This is a genomic window from Thermococcus sp., assembly GCF_015521605.1.
In the GTDB taxonomy this organism is placed as follows: domain Archaea; phylum Methanobacteriota_B; class Thermococci; order Thermococcales; family Thermococcaceae; genus Thermococcus.
Genome location: NZ_WANV01000011.1, coordinates 20,516 through 35,763, shown reverse-complemented (window position 1 = coordinate 35,763; position 15,248 = coordinate 20,516). Strand labels below are relative to the sequence as shown.

17 protein-coding genes are annotated in these 15,248 nt (G+C 53.4%); 6 read left to right on the top strand and 11 right to left on the bottom strand.

The window, feature by feature from the left end; genetic code table 11:
• Nucleotides 1–153: 153 nt before the first annotated feature.
• On the top strand, nt 154–987 hold the full coding sequence (locus F7C11_RS01920; RefSeq protein WP_297090459.1) for a carbohydrate kinase family protein: 834 nt from the start codon (nt 154–156) through the stop codon (nt 985–987).
• Here F7C11_RS01920 and F7C11_RS01915 read toward each other — a convergent pair.
• The 5 genes from F7C11_RS01915 to F7C11_RS01895 all read right to left on the bottom strand — a co-directional run bounded on the left by F7C11_RS01915 (nt 984) and on the right by F7C11_RS01895 (nt 4,929).
• Nucleotides 984–1,406, bottom strand: a complete 423-nt coding sequence (locus tag F7C11_RS01915) for a hypothetical protein (protein ID WP_297090393.1) — start codon at nt 1,404–1,406, stop codon at nt 984–986. The genes F7C11_RS01920 and F7C11_RS01915 overlap by 4 nt on opposite strands.
• Nucleotides 1,403–2,629 (bottom strand): DUF58 domain-containing protein, encoded by a 1,227-nt coding sequence (locus F7C11_RS01910; RefSeq protein ID WP_297090457.1) that lies wholly within the window; start codon nt 2,627–2,629, stop codon nt 1,403–1,405. Before F7C11_RS01910 ends, F7C11_RS01915 begins: the two co-directional genes overlap by 4 nt.
• 78 nt (nt 2,630–2,707) lie before the next feature.
• Complete coding sequence (locus F7C11_RS01905; protein WP_297090391.1) at nt 2,708–3,661, bottom strand: MoxR family ATPase; 954 nt, start codon at nt 3,659–3,661, stop codon at nt 2,708–2,710.
• A complete protein-coding gene (locus F7C11_RS01900; protein WP_297090388.1) occupies nt 3,630–4,079 on the bottom strand; it encodes a hypothetical protein in 450 nt (149 codons plus the stop codon). Before F7C11_RS01900 ends, F7C11_RS01905 begins: the two co-directional genes overlap by 32 nt.
• The gene (locus tag F7C11_RS01895) at nt 4,069–4,929 is read right to left on the bottom strand and encodes a DUF4129 domain-containing protein (protein ID WP_297090386.1); all 861 of its coding nucleotides are present in this window, start codon (nt 4,927–4,929) and stop codon (nt 4,069–4,071) included. Before F7C11_RS01895 ends, F7C11_RS01900 begins: the two co-directional genes overlap by 11 nt.
• 69 nt (nt 4,930–4,998) lie before the next feature.
• Between F7C11_RS01895 and F7C11_RS01890 the strand changes: the two genes are divergently transcribed.
• Nucleotides 4,999–5,493 (top strand): DUF2118 family protein, encoded by a 495-nt coding sequence (locus F7C11_RS01890; protein WP_297090455.1) that lies wholly within the window; start codon nt 4,999–5,001, stop codon nt 5,491–5,493.
• 9 nt (nt 5,494–5,502) lie between these two features.
• Here F7C11_RS01890 and F7C11_RS01885 read toward each other — a convergent pair whose 3' ends face one another.
• Entirely contained in the window at nt 5,503–5,796 is a 294-nt protein-coding gene (locus F7C11_RS01885) for a hypothetical protein (RefSeq protein ID WP_297090384.1), read from the bottom strand.
• A 134-nt stretch (nt 5,797–5,930) separates the two neighbouring features.
• Between F7C11_RS01885 and F7C11_RS01880 the strand changes: the two genes are divergently transcribed.
• Nucleotides 5,931–6,428: a peptidylprolyl isomerase gene (locus tag F7C11_RS01880; protein WP_297090453.1), complete on the top strand. Its 498-nt coding sequence runs from the start codon at nt 5,931–5,933 to the stop codon at nt 6,426–6,428.
• Here the strand turns inward: F7C11_RS01880 and F7C11_RS01875 are convergent.
• From F7C11_RS01875 to F7C11_RS01855, 5 genes are read right to left on the bottom strand one after another with little or no spacing between them, the layout of a single operon-like run.
• Entirely contained in the window at nt 6,405–7,307 is a 903-nt protein-coding gene (locus F7C11_RS01875; protein WP_297090382.1) for a type II secretion system F family protein, read from the bottom strand. The two genes, F7C11_RS01880 and F7C11_RS01875, sit on opposite strands and share 24 nt — an antisense overlap.
• A gap of 5 nt (nt 7,308–7,312) precedes the next feature.
• Entirely contained in the window at nt 7,313–8,377 is a 1,065-nt protein-coding gene (locus F7C11_RS01870; RefSeq protein ID WP_297090380.1) for a type II secretion system F family protein, read from the bottom strand.
• Nucleotides 8,378–8,387: 10 nt separating this feature from the next.
• The gene (locus tag F7C11_RS01865) at nt 8,388–10,250 is read right to left on the bottom strand and encodes a CpaF family protein (RefSeq protein WP_297090379.1); all 1,863 of its coding nucleotides are present in this window, start codon (nt 10,248–10,250) and stop codon (nt 8,388–8,390) included.
• 6 nt (nt 10,251–10,256) lie between these two features.
• Nucleotides 10,257–11,237 carry a hypothetical protein gene (locus F7C11_RS01860; RefSeq protein ID WP_297090377.1) on the bottom strand — a complete coding sequence of 327 codons (981 nt, stop codon included), beginning with the start codon at nt 11,235–11,237 and terminating at the stop codon, nt 10,257–10,259.
• 10 nt (nt 11,238–11,247) lie between these two features.
• Nucleotides 11,248–12,699 (bottom strand): DUF515 domain-containing protein, encoded by a 1,452-nt coding sequence (locus F7C11_RS01855; protein WP_297090375.1) that lies wholly within the window; start codon nt 12,697–12,699, stop codon nt 11,248–11,250.
• Nucleotides 12,700–12,776: 77 nt separating this feature from the next.
• On the opposite strand from F7C11_RS01855, the gene F7C11_RS01850 reads away from it, so the two are divergent.
• From F7C11_RS01850 to trm14, 3 genes are read left to right on the top strand one after another with little or no spacing between them, the layout of a single operon-like run.
• On the top strand, nt 12,777–13,109 hold the full coding sequence (locus tag F7C11_RS01850; RefSeq protein ID WP_297090373.1) for a TIGR04076 family protein: 333 nt from the start codon (nt 12,777–12,779) through the stop codon (nt 13,107–13,109).
• Nucleotides 13,066–14,139 carry a GTPase gene (locus tag F7C11_RS01845; protein WP_297090371.1) on the top strand — a complete coding sequence of 358 codons (1,074 nt, stop codon included), beginning with the start codon at nt 13,066–13,068 and terminating at the stop codon, nt 14,137–14,139. The genes F7C11_RS01850 and F7C11_RS01845 overlap by 44 nt, the downstream gene beginning before the upstream one ends.
• A 6-nt stretch (nt 14,140–14,145) precedes the next feature.
• Nucleotides 14,146–15,243 carry a tRNA (guanine(6)-N2)-methyltransferase gene (gene trm14 / locus F7C11_RS01840; protein WP_297090369.1) on the top strand — a complete coding sequence of 366 codons (1,098 nt, stop codon included), beginning with the start codon at nt 14,146–14,148 and terminating at the stop codon, nt 15,241–15,243.
• The last annotated feature ends 5 nt before the right edge of the window (nt 15,244–15,248 follow it).

Genomic DNA, 15,248 nt, shown 5'->3' with positions numbered 1-15,248 from the left:
TCACCCCGTTTTCTTTGATAAAATCTCCCTCTTCGGCGCTTTTAACCTTTTCGATGTTCATCTAAACGTGTGGGTAGAAGCCGATTACTCAGACCGGAAATTGCTTAAAGGGGTTGGCACAAGTCTGTGAAAAAGCAGGTGTTGGTGATAATCATGAAGCTTGACCTGGCGGTGCTCGGTCACGTCTCAATAGACCACATCAGGTTTCCGGGAAGGGATGAGATAATCTACCCAGGGGGTGCGGCCGCGGCCGTGGCTACATCCGCCGCTTTAGCGGGAGCGAGGGTCGGCCTGATAACCAAGGTGGGCGAGGACTTCCCAAAGGAATGGCTCAAAAAGCTCTCGTCCGTTCTTGACGTCAGGGGCGTTCAAATCCTGCCCGGCAAAACGATTCACATATACATGATTTACCACGAGGACGGGAGCGTTGACGCGCCCGTTGAGATGGGTGTTGCCCGGAACATGGGCGAGACCCCAATTCCCGAGGAGTACATGGATGCGGGCCTGTTCCATATAGCCCCGATTCCACCGGAAGAACAGCTCAAGGCCCTAAAAAGACTGGAAGGTAAGATGGTAAGCCTCGATTTTAACCCTACCTACATGGAGGACTACAGAGAGAGAACCGACCTCATGAGGGAGATAGTGTCGAGGGTCGAGGTGATATTCCCCAACGAGAGGGAAGCGTTGACGATAACCAGGGCCCCAACGGTGGAAGAGGCCGCCAGAAAGCTCCACGAGTGGGGAGCGAAGCTGGTTGTGATAACACGTGGCGAGAGGGGGGTTCTGCTCTACGACGGCGAGTTCAGGGAGTTCCCGGCTCTTCCGATAAGCGAGGACGAGATAGTCGATCCCACCGGTGCGGGGGATGCCTTTGCGGGCGGTTTTCTGGCGATGTACTCCAGGGGGAGAGGGGTTGAGGAGTGCGTTAAAAAAGGGCTGGAGATGGCGAGAGAAGTGCTGAAAAAAACGGGGAGCTGGAGCATCTAAGACGCCGCAGACCATATAAAGAGGTACAGCACCACGAGGAGCAGCGCCGCCAGTGCGGTCACTTCAAACCTCGGGAGTGCCGGGGAGAGCATCGACATCAGCAGATAGGTCGGAAAGGACATCGCCACCGCCGCTATCAGGATGAGATAGTGTTCCCTCGGGGCGCGCTCCCTGTCCAGGTAGCCCATCTCAATGGCTAGGACTGCCAGCACCATCACCGTGAGGCCATAGAGGCCTCCAGTTCTCGTATAGATGAGGAAGGCCGACGTTGCCAGCAGGAAAAGCACACCCATGAAGTACCACTGGACGGCCATGAGCGCCAGGGGGATCAGCAGGAGCGTCCTGATATCACGCATCCCAAGGAGTACAACGAGGGGAACCAGCGGTACGAGGGAGTAGAGCCTTCTCTTAATCCTCACAGCCCAACCACCTCCGCTACCGCAGCCTCAAGGGGCTTTCTGACGTCCCAGTCTATTATGATCCCGTAGGCCGACATCTTCATCAGCATCGCCCTCCTCTGGAGGGTTAAGAGCTTCACTGCCAGCTCCTCCTCGCGGCTCTTTGGCCTGGAGGCAGTGTAGGGGTTCGGGCTTATGACAACTACTCTGTAGCCGTACCTGGCCATTATTTTAAGCGCCTCCCGGCTTTCCTCTGTTAGGAGGGGGGAGAAGTACAGGAGCTGGGCTTTTGGGGGAAAGCGCGCTTTTATGAGGTGTTCGACCTGATAGGCTATCATGTTGTTCTTATCGGGTTTCGCCGTGCTCAGGAAATCTATGCACTTGAAGAAGTGCCTCTTGCCGTAGTCAATGCGAACCCAGAGCGGAACGTCTTCCGCAAGCAGGAGGCCAAAGCTGGTTCCGTTGTTGAGGGCGTTGAGCATCAGTGAAGCGGCCGCCCTAACCAGGTGGTCGAAGACAGCACTGCCGGTGTAGGAGGCATCGACGATGAAGACGACATCGACCTTGCGCTCGCTCTCGTACTCGTTGGCCATTATCCTGCCCGTTCTCGCGGTGGCCTTCCAGTTTATTATCTTAAGAGGGTCTCCGGGCTGATACTCCCTGATCGCGTGGAACTCAACCCCCTCCCCCACCCTCGGCGAGGGAAGCGGACCGACCGTTATTTTGGTTCCTCTTGTGGAGTAGGGCGTTGGAACGTCAGTGATCATTGGAACGCCCACTATCTCACTGTAGACGTCCACCTTTCTGTCAATCCTGAAGAAGCCAAATGGGTCGCGGTAGCTCAGTCTTACCCAGTTGAACTCGTGGATTCCGCGCTTAACCCGAACCCGGTATCTTATCTCCCTCTCATCCCCAGGTCGAAGGGAAAGGACGTGCTCCCTGTGTCCCTCCACCAGCTCCAGGCCAGGGGGGATGTCCTCGGTGATCTTCAGGGTGGGTATCCTCTCGTGGGACTTGACCCTGAGGACTATCTCAATTTCAGTTCCCTCAAGGAAGCGGTTGTGTGGGATCAAGCGCTCTATCTCGACGTTGAGGCGTGGTTTGAAGAAGAACACCGCTATAAAGATGAGCCAGATTATCGGAAGCGTCAGATACACCAGCTCCCAGCGCAGGAGAAGGAAGGCGAACATAACGATGAGCCAGAGGGCTATGAGAACCTCCTCTGCCTTCTCCGTTGGGAGCATCTTGTCCGTGGGCGCCTCTTCCTTCTCCTCAACGGGGACAGTGCCGTAGAGCGGGGGTTGGGCCTGCACCTTTTCACCTCACTCAAACTTGGGAACCGGAACGCGCTCGAGGAGCTTCGCCATTATACTCTCCTGGCTGACCTTCGTGTACCAGAGCTCTCTCTTCAGGATGAGCCTGTGGCTCAGCGCCGGGACTGCGACGGCCTTTACGTCGTCGGGAATGACGTAGTCCCTGCCCTCAAGTGCGGCATAGGCCCTGGAGAGCTTGAGCAGGGCAAGGCTTCCCCTGGGGGATGCCCCAACCTCTATCTCCTTCTTGTCCTCCCTCGTTGCCAGGACTATGTCGGTTATGTACTCCAGGATTGCGTCGCTGACGTAAACGTCCTCTATCGTTCTCTGCATCTCGACGACCTCCTCTGGAGTCAGGATGGGGGTTATATCGACCTCCTCCTTCTTTCTGGCCATCCTCCTCCGGAGTATTTCAATTTCCTCACCCCTGCTGGGATATCCAACGCGGAGCCTGACGAGAAATCTGTCGAGCTGTGCCTCCGGGAGAGGGTAAGTCCCCTCCTGCTCTATCGGGTTCTGGGTGGCCACGACTATAAACGGCCTCTCCAGCTCGTAGGTGTTTCCCTCAACGGTAACCTGCCTTTCCTGCATGGCCTCAAGCAAAGCGGACTGGGTCTTGGGTGGGGCACGGTTGATCTCATCGGCAAGGAGTATGTTCGTGAAGATTGGGCCCTTCTTAAACTCGAACTCAAGGGTTTTCTGGTTGAAAACGCTGACGCCCAGAATATCGCTGGGGAGAAGATCCGGCGTGAACTGAACGCGCTTGAACCTGACCCCCAAGGCGGTCGCAAAGCTCTTTGCCATGAGAGTCTTGGCGAGGCCAGGCAGGTCTTCTAGGAGTATGTGTCCATCGGCCAGAATTGTCGTCAGTATGAGCTTCAGCACCTCATCCTTTCCGACTATGGCTTTCCTGACCTCCTCAAGGACGGCATTACCCTTGGAGCTTACCTCTTCTATCTTCATATAGATCCTCCTCCACAATTTTTAGAGCCCTTTCAAGGTTATCGAGAAAATCCCCCTCCGAACGGAGGGCCTTAATCGCCTCGTTGGGTTCGGAGGTGAGGGAGTGAAAGGCCTTGTCATAATCATCGGAGAGCATGGCGTATATTCCGGCTATCTTCTCCTCAAGAAGGGAACGGGCGACCTTCCCTTTCTTGGCGCGTTCTATGAGGGTCACCATCCTTTCGATGTCGGTTTTTCTTTTGACCCTAAGCTGGCGCTTTCTTTTGGGGAGGGGAACCCGTATCTCAAAATTAAAGAGGATAAAGGCCAAAAAGCTGCCCAGAATCAGGACGGCCAGCCATCTAACCATGTACGATCCCGCGATTATAGCGATGACCAGGGGGATCGTGGCTATTGCGAGGGCATAATTAAACTTCATTCACACCCCTCCTCATCGTGCGATAAACTTCCAGTGCCCTCTCGGCATCCTCCCATGTTATTTTTTCGGGGGCATATTTTGCCTTTTCGAAAAGCCGGGTCAGTTCGATGAAAGCGTCGTGCATGTACTCCACATGCCTGACATGTTCCCAGTGTGTCCAGCTCTCCTCGTAGGGGACACCCAGGTAGCTGAGCCAGAGAACGGCGTTCTTGTATATTCCCACAATGGCCTCTCTTGGGTTCTCGAACATCTCAAGACCGAGTTCATCAAGTTTTTTATCAAACAGCTCGGCCCGGAGCTTCATCTCCCTACGCTCCTTTTTCCGCAGGTAATCCCTGTACTGGATCACGGCAAGGTATGCAAAGACCGCTATTGCCACAAGGAGAACCGCATATAGGATGTACTGGGAGGGGAGGGAGCGCCCAAACGTCGATGCCGGCGGGGTGTTGTTGTAGTAGGCGGGGGATTGGGTGGTGGACTGAAGGGGAGGAGAACCGTTCACCGAGCCGTTCAATGCGGTGGTGTTGTTTGACGGGAATCCGGGGGAAGAATTCGTTTGAATCAGGTACAGAACGAGAGCGATTCCCAGTCCCCCCACGGTCATCATGATGTACCGGACGAGAAAGCCCGTGCCCTCAGAGTCAAGCCTCCGAAAGGGATCCCTCCACCCAAGAAGGACGCCCACAATAAGGAATAGCCCGACTATCGCGAGAACAATAAGAAAGACGCCGGCCCAGGGAGCAGAACTGCCCCTCGATAGGTCTGAGGTAGTTGCATTCTGAGTAGCCATCAGCATCATCAGTGAAAACAGCAGTCCAAAGAGGGCCAAGAATTTTACCCTGGTGGACATTTTTATCAGAGAGTTTGGAGAGGGCAGGTTTAAAAGCTTTTACCCCCAGGTAAAGGTCAGGTGATGACGGTGGAGAAGGTTCCAAGGCTTTACGTTGAAGCTCCCCCCGAGGAGTGCATTGAGGGGAGAGAGGCAATAAAAGACTGCGTTATCATCAGCGGGAACGTTGAGGTGTGGCTGAAGAGGGGTGAAAAAGTTCCAGACTTCATCGATGTGGAGGGCCCCAAATTCCTCGCGAAGGAAGTTTACGACAGGTTTTATCTCTACGTTGATAGAATTGAGGGTAAGCTGCTCAAGGATGCGGTTCTGGTCCTCCCAGATGGAAGAACGAGGATATACCTGAAGAAGGGCGATGAACTGCTCCTGCTCCCGGTGGAGGGATATACGAAAACCCTGATAGCGAACGTCGGGAACAGGGTGAGAACCGGCGACGCCTTCGCGGCGGTAACCACGAGAAAGGGGGAGGTTCACTACCTCAAGCCCCCCAGGACCGGGACGGTCGTGTTCATAGACGAGGTAACGAACAGGCCGCACTACGTTTACTACATCCTACCCGAGGAGTAGGTCCTTTCTTTACCCTTCCATCCCAACAACCATCGCGTCTATGCTTGACTTGAGGGCCAAGATTATTCCGTCTAGGGAATCCATGCCCTTGAGGGTTCTTGTGTGCTTGGCGCTTGTTATTATCAGCGACCACCTGAACAGGTTTTCCTTCACCTCACGGCTCTGGAACATGGCTATGAACCTCTCGCCGTCCTTTGAGACCTCGACTATCTCAACATCAGTATCTCCGAGTTTCGTGGAATAAACGTCTCTGACGGTGAGGTCGCCGTATTCCTTCCGAAGAATTTCGGAGAGATGTCCCATGATATCACCCATTTTTAAATGGTGTGACGTTCTTTATATAGTTGCCGTGTTTATCGTTCAAAGTGGAAAAACACCAAAACCGTTATAAGGCGCCGGGTCAAGCCACCATGAAGAGACTTTTGGAGTTGAAGGAAATGAAGATCGAAGCTGGAGATTTTGTGGTGTTCCACTACGTGGGCAGATTTGAGAACGGTGAAGTTTTTGATACCAGTTACGAGGACATCGCCAAGGAAAACGACATATACGTTGAGGAGAGGGAGTACGGTCCCCTCGGGGTCAACGTCGGCGTTGGTGAGATAATTCCCGGCCTTGACGAGGCCCTCATAGGCATGGAGATAGGGGAGAAGAAGACGGTCACCGTTCCTCCGGAGAAGGCCTACGGAATGCCCAACCCGGAGCTCGTTATTGATGTTCCCGTCTCCGAGTTCACCAACGCAGGCCTGGAGCCGATTGAAGGGATGTACGTCATGACCGACTCGGGAATAGCCAAGATAGCGAAGGTCGGTGAGGAGAGCGTCACCCTCGACTTCAACCATCCGCTCGCGGGGAAGACCCTCATCTTTGAGGTAGAAATAGTGGACATCCAGAAAGCTAAAGAGGAAGAGGCCTCAAGCGGCGATGTTGAGGCCTGATGCGCCCTGGAAGACCGCTATGCCCATCACCATAAGCAGCAGGCTGTATTTGATGCCTGCTGAGTATTTCCCTTCTCTTATGACACCTATTCCCAGACCTGAAACTATTGCCTGAAGGGCAACGAAGCCCAGAAGTATGGTTCTCACCGTCTCGACCGGAAAGGTCACGTTCCCCGTGCTCATAGCGAACATGACCTGGGCCACTATCCCCAGGATGAGAGGCCCTATGAATCCGCTGGTTATTATGAAAAACATGACCTGCATACCGGTCGAGGCTTTCCTCTCCTGCTTTATCCTGAGTATTTCCCTCACATCGTTTCCCACGTAAACCAGAACGTCGCTCATTGGTGCACCCCTTTCAAGGGCCTCAATGATTATCATCATGGAGCGGTAGATAACCGGGGACTTCATGTTCCTGATCGCAAAGGCGCGGAGTGCCTCGGCGGTTGGGCGACCTTTCTTTATCTCGGAGACTGTCTTCTTGAACTCCTCTGTCAGTGCCCCAAACTTTGCCGTCGTCAGCTCTTCCAGAGCCTCTGAGAAAGAGATGCCTGCCCTAAGGGAGCTGGCCAGGTAGAAGAATGCATCCGGAAGCATTTTTTCCATCTCATCTATGCGCTTAGTGATCCTCCAGTAGGGATATCCAAAGGCCATCCCAGCAAAGAGGGCTACGAATGCCACCACTGCGTAAACAAGTGTGGAGAACAACTCAACGACGAGAGCGCCTATTATTCCAATCAGCAGTGACACTATGAGGTACTCGGCGGCAAGGAAGTTTATACCTGAAGAATATATGAAGACCTCATATCGTCTCATCCAGCGCTTGGGAACTATTCTCTCGACGATTTTTATCAACGCTGAGGACAATCCACCGGCCATCACTGTCACCTCGGCTCTCCTTTCTTGATCATGTTAACCACTATAAACGACAGTGCCGGGAAGGCAAAGAGCAGTATAACCGCCAGGGTCTCAGGGGGCAGTATAAGCTGCTGAGACATCACTGAGCCGGCGAGTATTCCAACGACAAACATTGTGGGCATGACTATAGTCATGAACATGTAGATGAAAGCTATACCATTAACCCTCTGGACATACTCCACCAGTTTCATTCTGTATTCGAAGGCAAAGTCCTCCGCCAGCTTGTAGAGAATCTCGGAAAGGTTTCCACCGAACTTAATTGCCCTCAATATCTGCTTGACGACGCGGCTGACGTTTTCTGAACCCATCTTCTCATCGAACTTTGTAAGGGCATCCTCAAAGGACGAACCAGTTCTCATATCCCTCAATATGAGCTCGAACTCCTCGGAGATGACGCCATAATCTGCACGGGCAACCGAGAGCAGGGCCTCGGAGATACCAACGCCCGCACTCAGGAGGGACGCCATGTGCCTCAGGGCGTAGGGCATGGCTCTCTCTACCTCAACAACCCTGCGCTTCCAGACCATCCTCGGGTAGTACCTCATGTACATGAAACCGCCCACAAAACCCAGGAATCCTACCAGGGCAGACATATCAACCGGAACGTACAGGAGATATGCAAATAGAAATCCAAAGATACCGGCAAAAATCGCCACCGCGAGCATCAGGGCGACATATTTTTCCTTGGGCATTAAGATACTTGCCCTGTAGAGATCCTGATCAAGCCCCCTCAGCGAGTTCGTGAGCGCCTCCACGGGCCCTTTGAAGTAGCGGAGCACGGTCTCGGCAAGCCTCTCAGAAAAGGGTTTCTGTATCTCCTTCTTCCTCCATTCAAGCATCTCCTCGATTTCCTTTTCCTTCTCTGTCTCAGTCTTTTCTCTCTCAATCTCTTTCTGGAGCTCCTTGAGCGCCCTGAGCCTTTCCTGAACACTCTTTCCCTGTGGAATTCTCCTTATGGGCTTTTCCGCTACCTCGACAGTCTTTCCGCCTAGGCGTTCCAAAAAGTCGGTGATGGCTTTAACGACGCCCACGATTATCACCCTAGATTATATTCTTAATCTGTCTGCTGGTTTCGATGCTACTCTCTACCTGAATTTTCTTCAGCAGTGCCTCCTCGTCTATGTAGAACTGTCTTATGTAGTACCCAACCTTCTCTATGCTCCTTATGCCCTTTTCTATCATCCAGTCGAGGATTATCTTGCGCTTCTCCTTCTCGAACTCAAGTTCAGATATGCTCATTCCGGTGTGGTGGGCAAGTGTATTGAGAGTCCTACTGGGAACACCCGTGGGTATAAGCTCGTCCTTCGCGGGATCATACTTGTACAGCTTGTTCAGCTGGACGCTTTCTCCTTCTATACCAGATATCTCTGCAATCTCAGTAATGCGCCTTATGGTTCCCTTCTTCCTGCTGTGGAACCTCACCTGCATTATGATTATGTCAAGGGCAGGTATCATTATCTTTGGAACATTCATCGGGGGGCTCTCAAGACGGACTATGGTTTCCCTCGCGCTGTTGGAATGGATGGTTCCCATACATCCATCGTGACCCGTGTTCATCGCAGTGAACATCGTCCTGGCCTCGGGGCCACGAACCTCACCGACTATGATTCTGTCGGGACGCATACGGAGGGTGTTCTTCACGAGGTCGTCCATCGTGATTTCTCCCCTGCCCTCAACGTTGGGCGGCCTTGTCTCAAGCCTGATCCAGTGCTCAACCGGGAGCTGAAGCTCGGCGGTGTCCTCTATTGTAATAACACGCTCGCTTGGAGGTATAAACATCGCCAGGGAGTTCAGGGTGGTCGTCTTTCCGGAACCAGTACCCCCCGCCACGAGAACGTTGGCAGGTTTAACTCCAAGGCCATCTACAAATATCCAGAGGAGGGCAGCTATGTCCGTGTTCATTGTTCCGTATTTTATAAGGTCAATTATCGTGAGCGGGTCTTTCTTGAACTTACGGATGGTTATGGTGGGACCGTCGAGGCTGATCGGAGGTATTGTGGCGTTTACACGACTTCCGTCCGGGAGACGTGCATCGAGGAGCGGACTCTGCTGGTCTATTCTCCTCCCAACCTCCCTGGCAATGCGCTCTATTATGTTGAGTATCTCCTTTTCCTCCGGAAAGATTATGTTGGTCTTGCACATGTTAAAGCGCCTGTGCCAGACGTACACGGGCCTGTTTGTTCCGATAACCATTATTTCCTCAAGGTTGTCGTCGCGGACGAGAGGATCGAGCTTACCGTAGCCGATCATGGACTGGACTATCATCTCTGTGAGAACCTCAATCCTGCCCTCTGAGAAATGGGGGGCCTCTTCCTTGATCATCCGCCTGACGGCGTTCATGAAGACGCGTCTGCGCTCTTCAAGGTCAGGGAAGGCGCTTGGATCTATCTGGAGTTCAGTTATCGCCCTGTCTTTTATTCTCTTGAACAGCTCTTCCTCCTCACGGCTCAGCTTGGGGAGGCGTATCTCATATATGGGAACGGGCTCACCCTTTACACGGAGTATGCGAACGTTTCCGTATGCATCAAGAACCTCGGCCTTTCCGGCATAGGTGGCCTCCTCCGAGCGAATCGAAGAGCCCAGTATGTCCTGAAGGGTTGAAGGGGGTCTTGGCTTGGGAGCGGGCTTGGGTTTTTTGGGAGGAGTCTTCTCCTCCTTGACAAGTATCTCGCCCAGGAGATCCGCCCCGGTGGGCCTGCTGGTTATCGCCTCCTCAGGGGAAGGACGGCTGAGGATCTCCTCAAGATCGATACCTCCCTCTTCCCTCACAAAAGGAAGGTGCTCCTCCTCTTCCTCCTTTTTCTTGTCCTTCTTGAGCACGTTCTCAAGGAGGTCATCCTCTCCGTTCAGTATCTCATCAATCCACGAGACGGTTTCCTTCTTCTTTTTCTTCTCGTCCAGCACCAACGCTCACCGCCCCTCAGTCTTCCAGCTAACGTGATAGGTTATATCAACACCTCTGCCCATGAATATTATCCAAACCGGGAAGTCGAAGCCTGCCTGTTCGGGCGGTTTAAGCTCCGGGACTCCAACAGATACCCCGCTTATCAGGGTGTTTGAAAGCTGGAACATCCCGGGCATTGATGGAAGAGGCTGTGGCTGGGTCTTCTGGGGTGGGTTGAGGCCCTTGTACTTCCAGATGAACTCCTCCATATAGTCTCTGTAGGTCATCGTGTAGTTCGGGGTGAAGTCGGTCATGTTTGCCCCATCGAAGATGACAGGTATCGCAGCTGCGAAGAAGGTGTTGAATATCCCGGCATCGTTTGGAACGTTGGTCAGACGGAAGGTCACGTCTCCCTCATATCTGAGGATTTTGATGTGCCCATCGATAATCGGGAACATGCTCCTCATGTAGATAACCTTCGGGGTGTTTATAAGCTGAGGATACATTACACCGCAGCTCAAAACGCCGATATCATCAAGATCCTGAACGACTCCGCTGACGCTGCTTCCGTTGTACTCAACGGAGGTTATCTTGGCGGAGTCGCCGCACACCGTCTGGTAATCGACGGTCGGAATTATGTACGAGTAGTGGGACGTTATTCTAAAGTTGACAACAACGGTTTCATACGGCATTATCCAGAATCCAGTGTAGTAGTTCAGGGTCGTTCTCTGAACGTTCGAGATATTGTGGACAACGGTATCTCCCGAAAGGAAGGCCCGAACGCTCTCACTGTTATCCAGCCTGTAAACGGTGAAGTCATAGCGAGGGTTTACAACGATGAACTTGGGGAAGGGGGCGGTGTTGACCATAGTCACGTTTAGATTTATCATAACCTCCCCCATGACCCCGATGTTGTTGTAGGTGTCACCGGGGAGGGTGTACGTAGCTGCGCTGACTAGAGATGCGGCTAACAAAAGAATAAAGAGAGATGCTGTGAGGCGCTTCATTATGATCACCTCATGTTGCGACCTTAGCGATGTACAGGTACTGCTGGTTGGAGAGTATGTCCGGCACGAATATTGAGGGCACCTTTACTATTATCAGGAACTGGGTGTTCGGGTCGAGCACGAGCATGCCAGATTCCTTCTCAAGGTCGACTATCTCCCAGCCGTACGCCCTGAGTTGCTCCTTGACGTCCTCGCTGGCCTGTATCTTGCCGGCCGCGATGGCCTTAAGGATCTCGGTGAGGTCAACGGTGTAGCTGTAGCTGGCGGATGCGCTCTGGCTGGCAGTCTGGGAGTTGGTATATATGTCGCTAATGGCCTGTCCGTTGGTTATGGAAGTGTCGCCCGGCGTGTACTGGGTGTTGTGCTGCTCGGAGTACTGGGTGGATGAGGTGGTGCTCGATGAACTCGTCTGGCTCTGAGCCTCGTTGACGGATATGGTTCCGGCCTGGGTCGGCAGGAGAACAAGCTCAACGTAACCCTCGTTGACTATCTCTTTGAAGGGCGCGTTGGTCGCGTTCTTGGCGAATATCATGATCTTGTCTCCCGGAGCAAGGAAGGCGCCGTTTATCTTGTCCCTTGAGAGGACGAGGGCGATATCAACGAACTCGACCTTGTAAACCTTGTACTGGATGAGCTCCCTATAGTCGAGTATGCCTCCGAGGATGGATTTGGCCTCGGCTTTGGTGACTATCTTCTTGACGTTGTCCCTCTCAAGGATGACGTTCTGGGTCGGGATTGTGTCAATGACGTAGTAGTAGTACTCCCTCCAGAGCTCTAGTAGATACGGGTCGGCGTTTACTGCATTGACCTGCTGCTCACTGGTGGCGCTCATGACCTGTTCTTCGAGGCTGTTCAGGGAGTCAATGACCTTCTTCTTGAGGTTGTCCGGCAGCGGCATGGCGAGAAGCTGGCTGAACTGAGCCTCGATCTGGCTTATCTTCTCCTTCTTGGTCTGGTTGAGCTGACGCTCCATTTCGAGGCGCTTCTGCTCCTCAAGATATGCCTGGTACTGGTTCCACGCCTCCTGATAGGCAGCTTTAACGTCTATCGATTGAACCTCATCAACAGTCTGGGCAGCGTTTATCTTTCTGATTAGCTCATCGCGGGCGTTCTTCCCAAACGTCGTGTTCATGAGCTCACTTCCGGGCTTAAAATAAGTGTTGACCTCGGCGAGCTTTTTGTTCTTGGCCTGGGTGAGTTCCTGGGCAGCACGGTTTTCCATGTAAATGTAAGCCCCTATAGAAATTATCAAAATCACGATTATGACGATTGATGCACCAATGAGAATACGTTTTCTCCTTTCTCTCTCCCTGATACTGCCCACGGGGCGGGGCTTTTTAGGAGGTTTCTTGACAGGGGGCTTGGCCGTTTTAGGGGCCTCAGGCTCTACGCTGGCTTTACCCAGCTCTCTAAGGCGGCGGATTTTCGCCTCGATATCCTCGGACACGTTGAGCACCACCATCAATCGTTATCATAACCAGCTTCTTATGTCGAATAGTTTTTTGAACTTCAATCTTTATTTAGGTTTCGGTGAGATGTATGGAGCGGTTAGAGATTAGAGTAATAAAAATCCGGGGGAAATGTCCCGTTTTTAGCCCCGGGGACAGAATAGTGGTCGAGGGTGCAGAGGTCAACCTGGACGAAACCGACGCCATATGCACCCATGCCTTCGCATCGCTGCTACCGTACATAGTTGCGCTGCGAAAGGGTATTAAGCCCAGCGAACTAGGGCTTGGCAGGGGGGAGAAAGCTTATGTCCAGTGCCTTGACCCCGGACCGCCCTACACGGACGGCGGTACGGTAATCTTTGAGATAACGGTGGTTAGAGATGAAGCAGAGGAAGGCGTGGAGGATAGTAAGGGAGGTAGTTGACGAGGCCGACATCATAGTCGAGGTAGTCGATGCAAGGGACCCGATAGGGACGAGGAACAGAAAGCTTGAGAGGCTCGTCCAGGAGGAGGGCAAACCGCTCCTCATAGTCATGAACAAGGCCGATTTGGTGCCGAAGGAGTGGGCCGAGGAGTACAAGCGGAAGAGCGAGATTCCGGTCGTCTTCATAAGCGCTAGGGAGCGGAAGGGGACGGGAATCCTGAGGAAGGAAATAAGAAAGCTCGCAAAACCCCTGCTCGACGAGAGGGGGAAGGTTAAGGTCGCCCTCATAGGATACCCCAACGTTGGGAAGAGCACGATAATCAACACTCTGAAGGGCAAGAAGGCCGTCGGCACCGCCCCAATACCCGGCTACACAAAGGGAAAGCAGCTGATACGGCTCAGCAGGAAGATATGGCTTTTGGACTCTCCTGGCGTTGTTCCAATAGACGACTTCGACGAGCTGGTCATCAAAGGAGGCTTTCCTGCAGACAAGATAGACGAACCCGTCAAACCCGCTTTGAAGCTCATCTCACGCATCCTCGAAACGAGGAAGGAGGCAATAACCGAGAAGTTCGAAATAGATGGGTTCGAGAGCGAGGAGGAGATACTGAGAAAAATCGGCGAGAGGAGGGGCCTGATAAAGGCCGGGGGCGAGGTCGATATCGAGGAGACGGCGAGGTGGTTCCTGAGGGAGTGGCAGACGGGTCGCTTTACCCTCTTCGGAAGGGAGGAGAAAAGGGAGGAAGAATTTACCTGGGACTTCGAGGACGTCCTGGACGGGATTGAGAAGGACCTGCTCCTAGACCCAAGGAGGATCCTCTGGAAGTACGGAGACGAGTTAAGGAAAAAACTCGACAACCGGAAGCGCGTTGGGATACGGGAGATAGAGGGGTTCACAGTTGGGATAGCGACCGGTTTTAAAAAGTGCGACGGCGGGATAAAGCTCCTCGAAAGGCTCACCGGCAAACACGTTCTGGCGAGCGAGTGCTTCGGGAAGAAGTGGAAGGGTGTAGTGGTAATAATGGAGTGATGCGGTATGAGGCTTTTGCTGACGACCTCACAGGGGATTGAGGATTTAGCCAAGGCCGAAGTTGAGAGTCTGCTCTCCGAGCTGGGAGTTCCGTTTCGAGTGGAGGAAAGGCCCCTCAGCGTTGAGGGGAGGGTTCTGGCAGAGGTAGGCGAGGCCTTCTACACCGATGAAAAGGGACGGAAGAGGGAGCTGAGCGTTCCAACCTATCTGAACGAGCGTTCAAGGCTCCTCCACCGTGTAATAGTCGAGATGGCCAGCGAGAGGTTTGAGGGAATCGGCGACGAAGAGCCCGAGAAGGCGCTGAGGAGGATAGAGGAGTTCATCTCAGGGCTTCCTGTGGAGCAATACGTCAAAACCAGCGAGAGCTTCGCCGTGAGGAGCTTCCGAAAGGGCGAGCACAGGATAACGAGCCTCGACATTGCGAAAACAGTTGGAAAGGCAATCTTCGACCGCCTCTCCCGCTTCGGAACGCCGAGGGTCAACCTCGACCACCCCGCGGTTATTTTCAGGGCCGAGCTGGTAGGCGAGGTCTTCTTCCTCGGGATAGACACGACGGGAGACAGTTCCCTCCACAAGAGGCCGTGGAGAGTCTACGACCACCCCGCGCACCTAAAAGCGAGCATAGCGAACGCACTGATAGAGCTGGCCAAGCCGGACGGGGGCTCTTTCATAGACCCATTCTGCGGCTCCGGGACGATTCCAATAGAGCTCGCCCTAAGGGACTACTCAGGAAGGATAATCGGCCTTGAGAAGTACCGCAAGCATCTGCGTGGAGCTGAGATGAACGCACTCTCGGCGGGGGTCTTGAAGCGGATTGAGTTCATCCTCGGCGATGCCACCAGGCTGAGCGAGCACGTTGAGGACGTTGACTTTGCCGTCAGCAATCTCCCCTACGGTTTGAAGATAGGAAGGAAGAGCATGATACCGAGGCTGTACTCGGAGTTCTTCTCGGAGCTGGCGAAAGTCCTTGAGAAGCGCGGCGTCTTTATAACGACCGAGAAGAGGGCGATAGAGAGGGCCATAACCGAGAACGGCTTCGAGATCAGGCATCACAGGCTCATAGGGCACGGAGGGCTCATGGTGCACACCTATGTGATAGAATAGCGAAA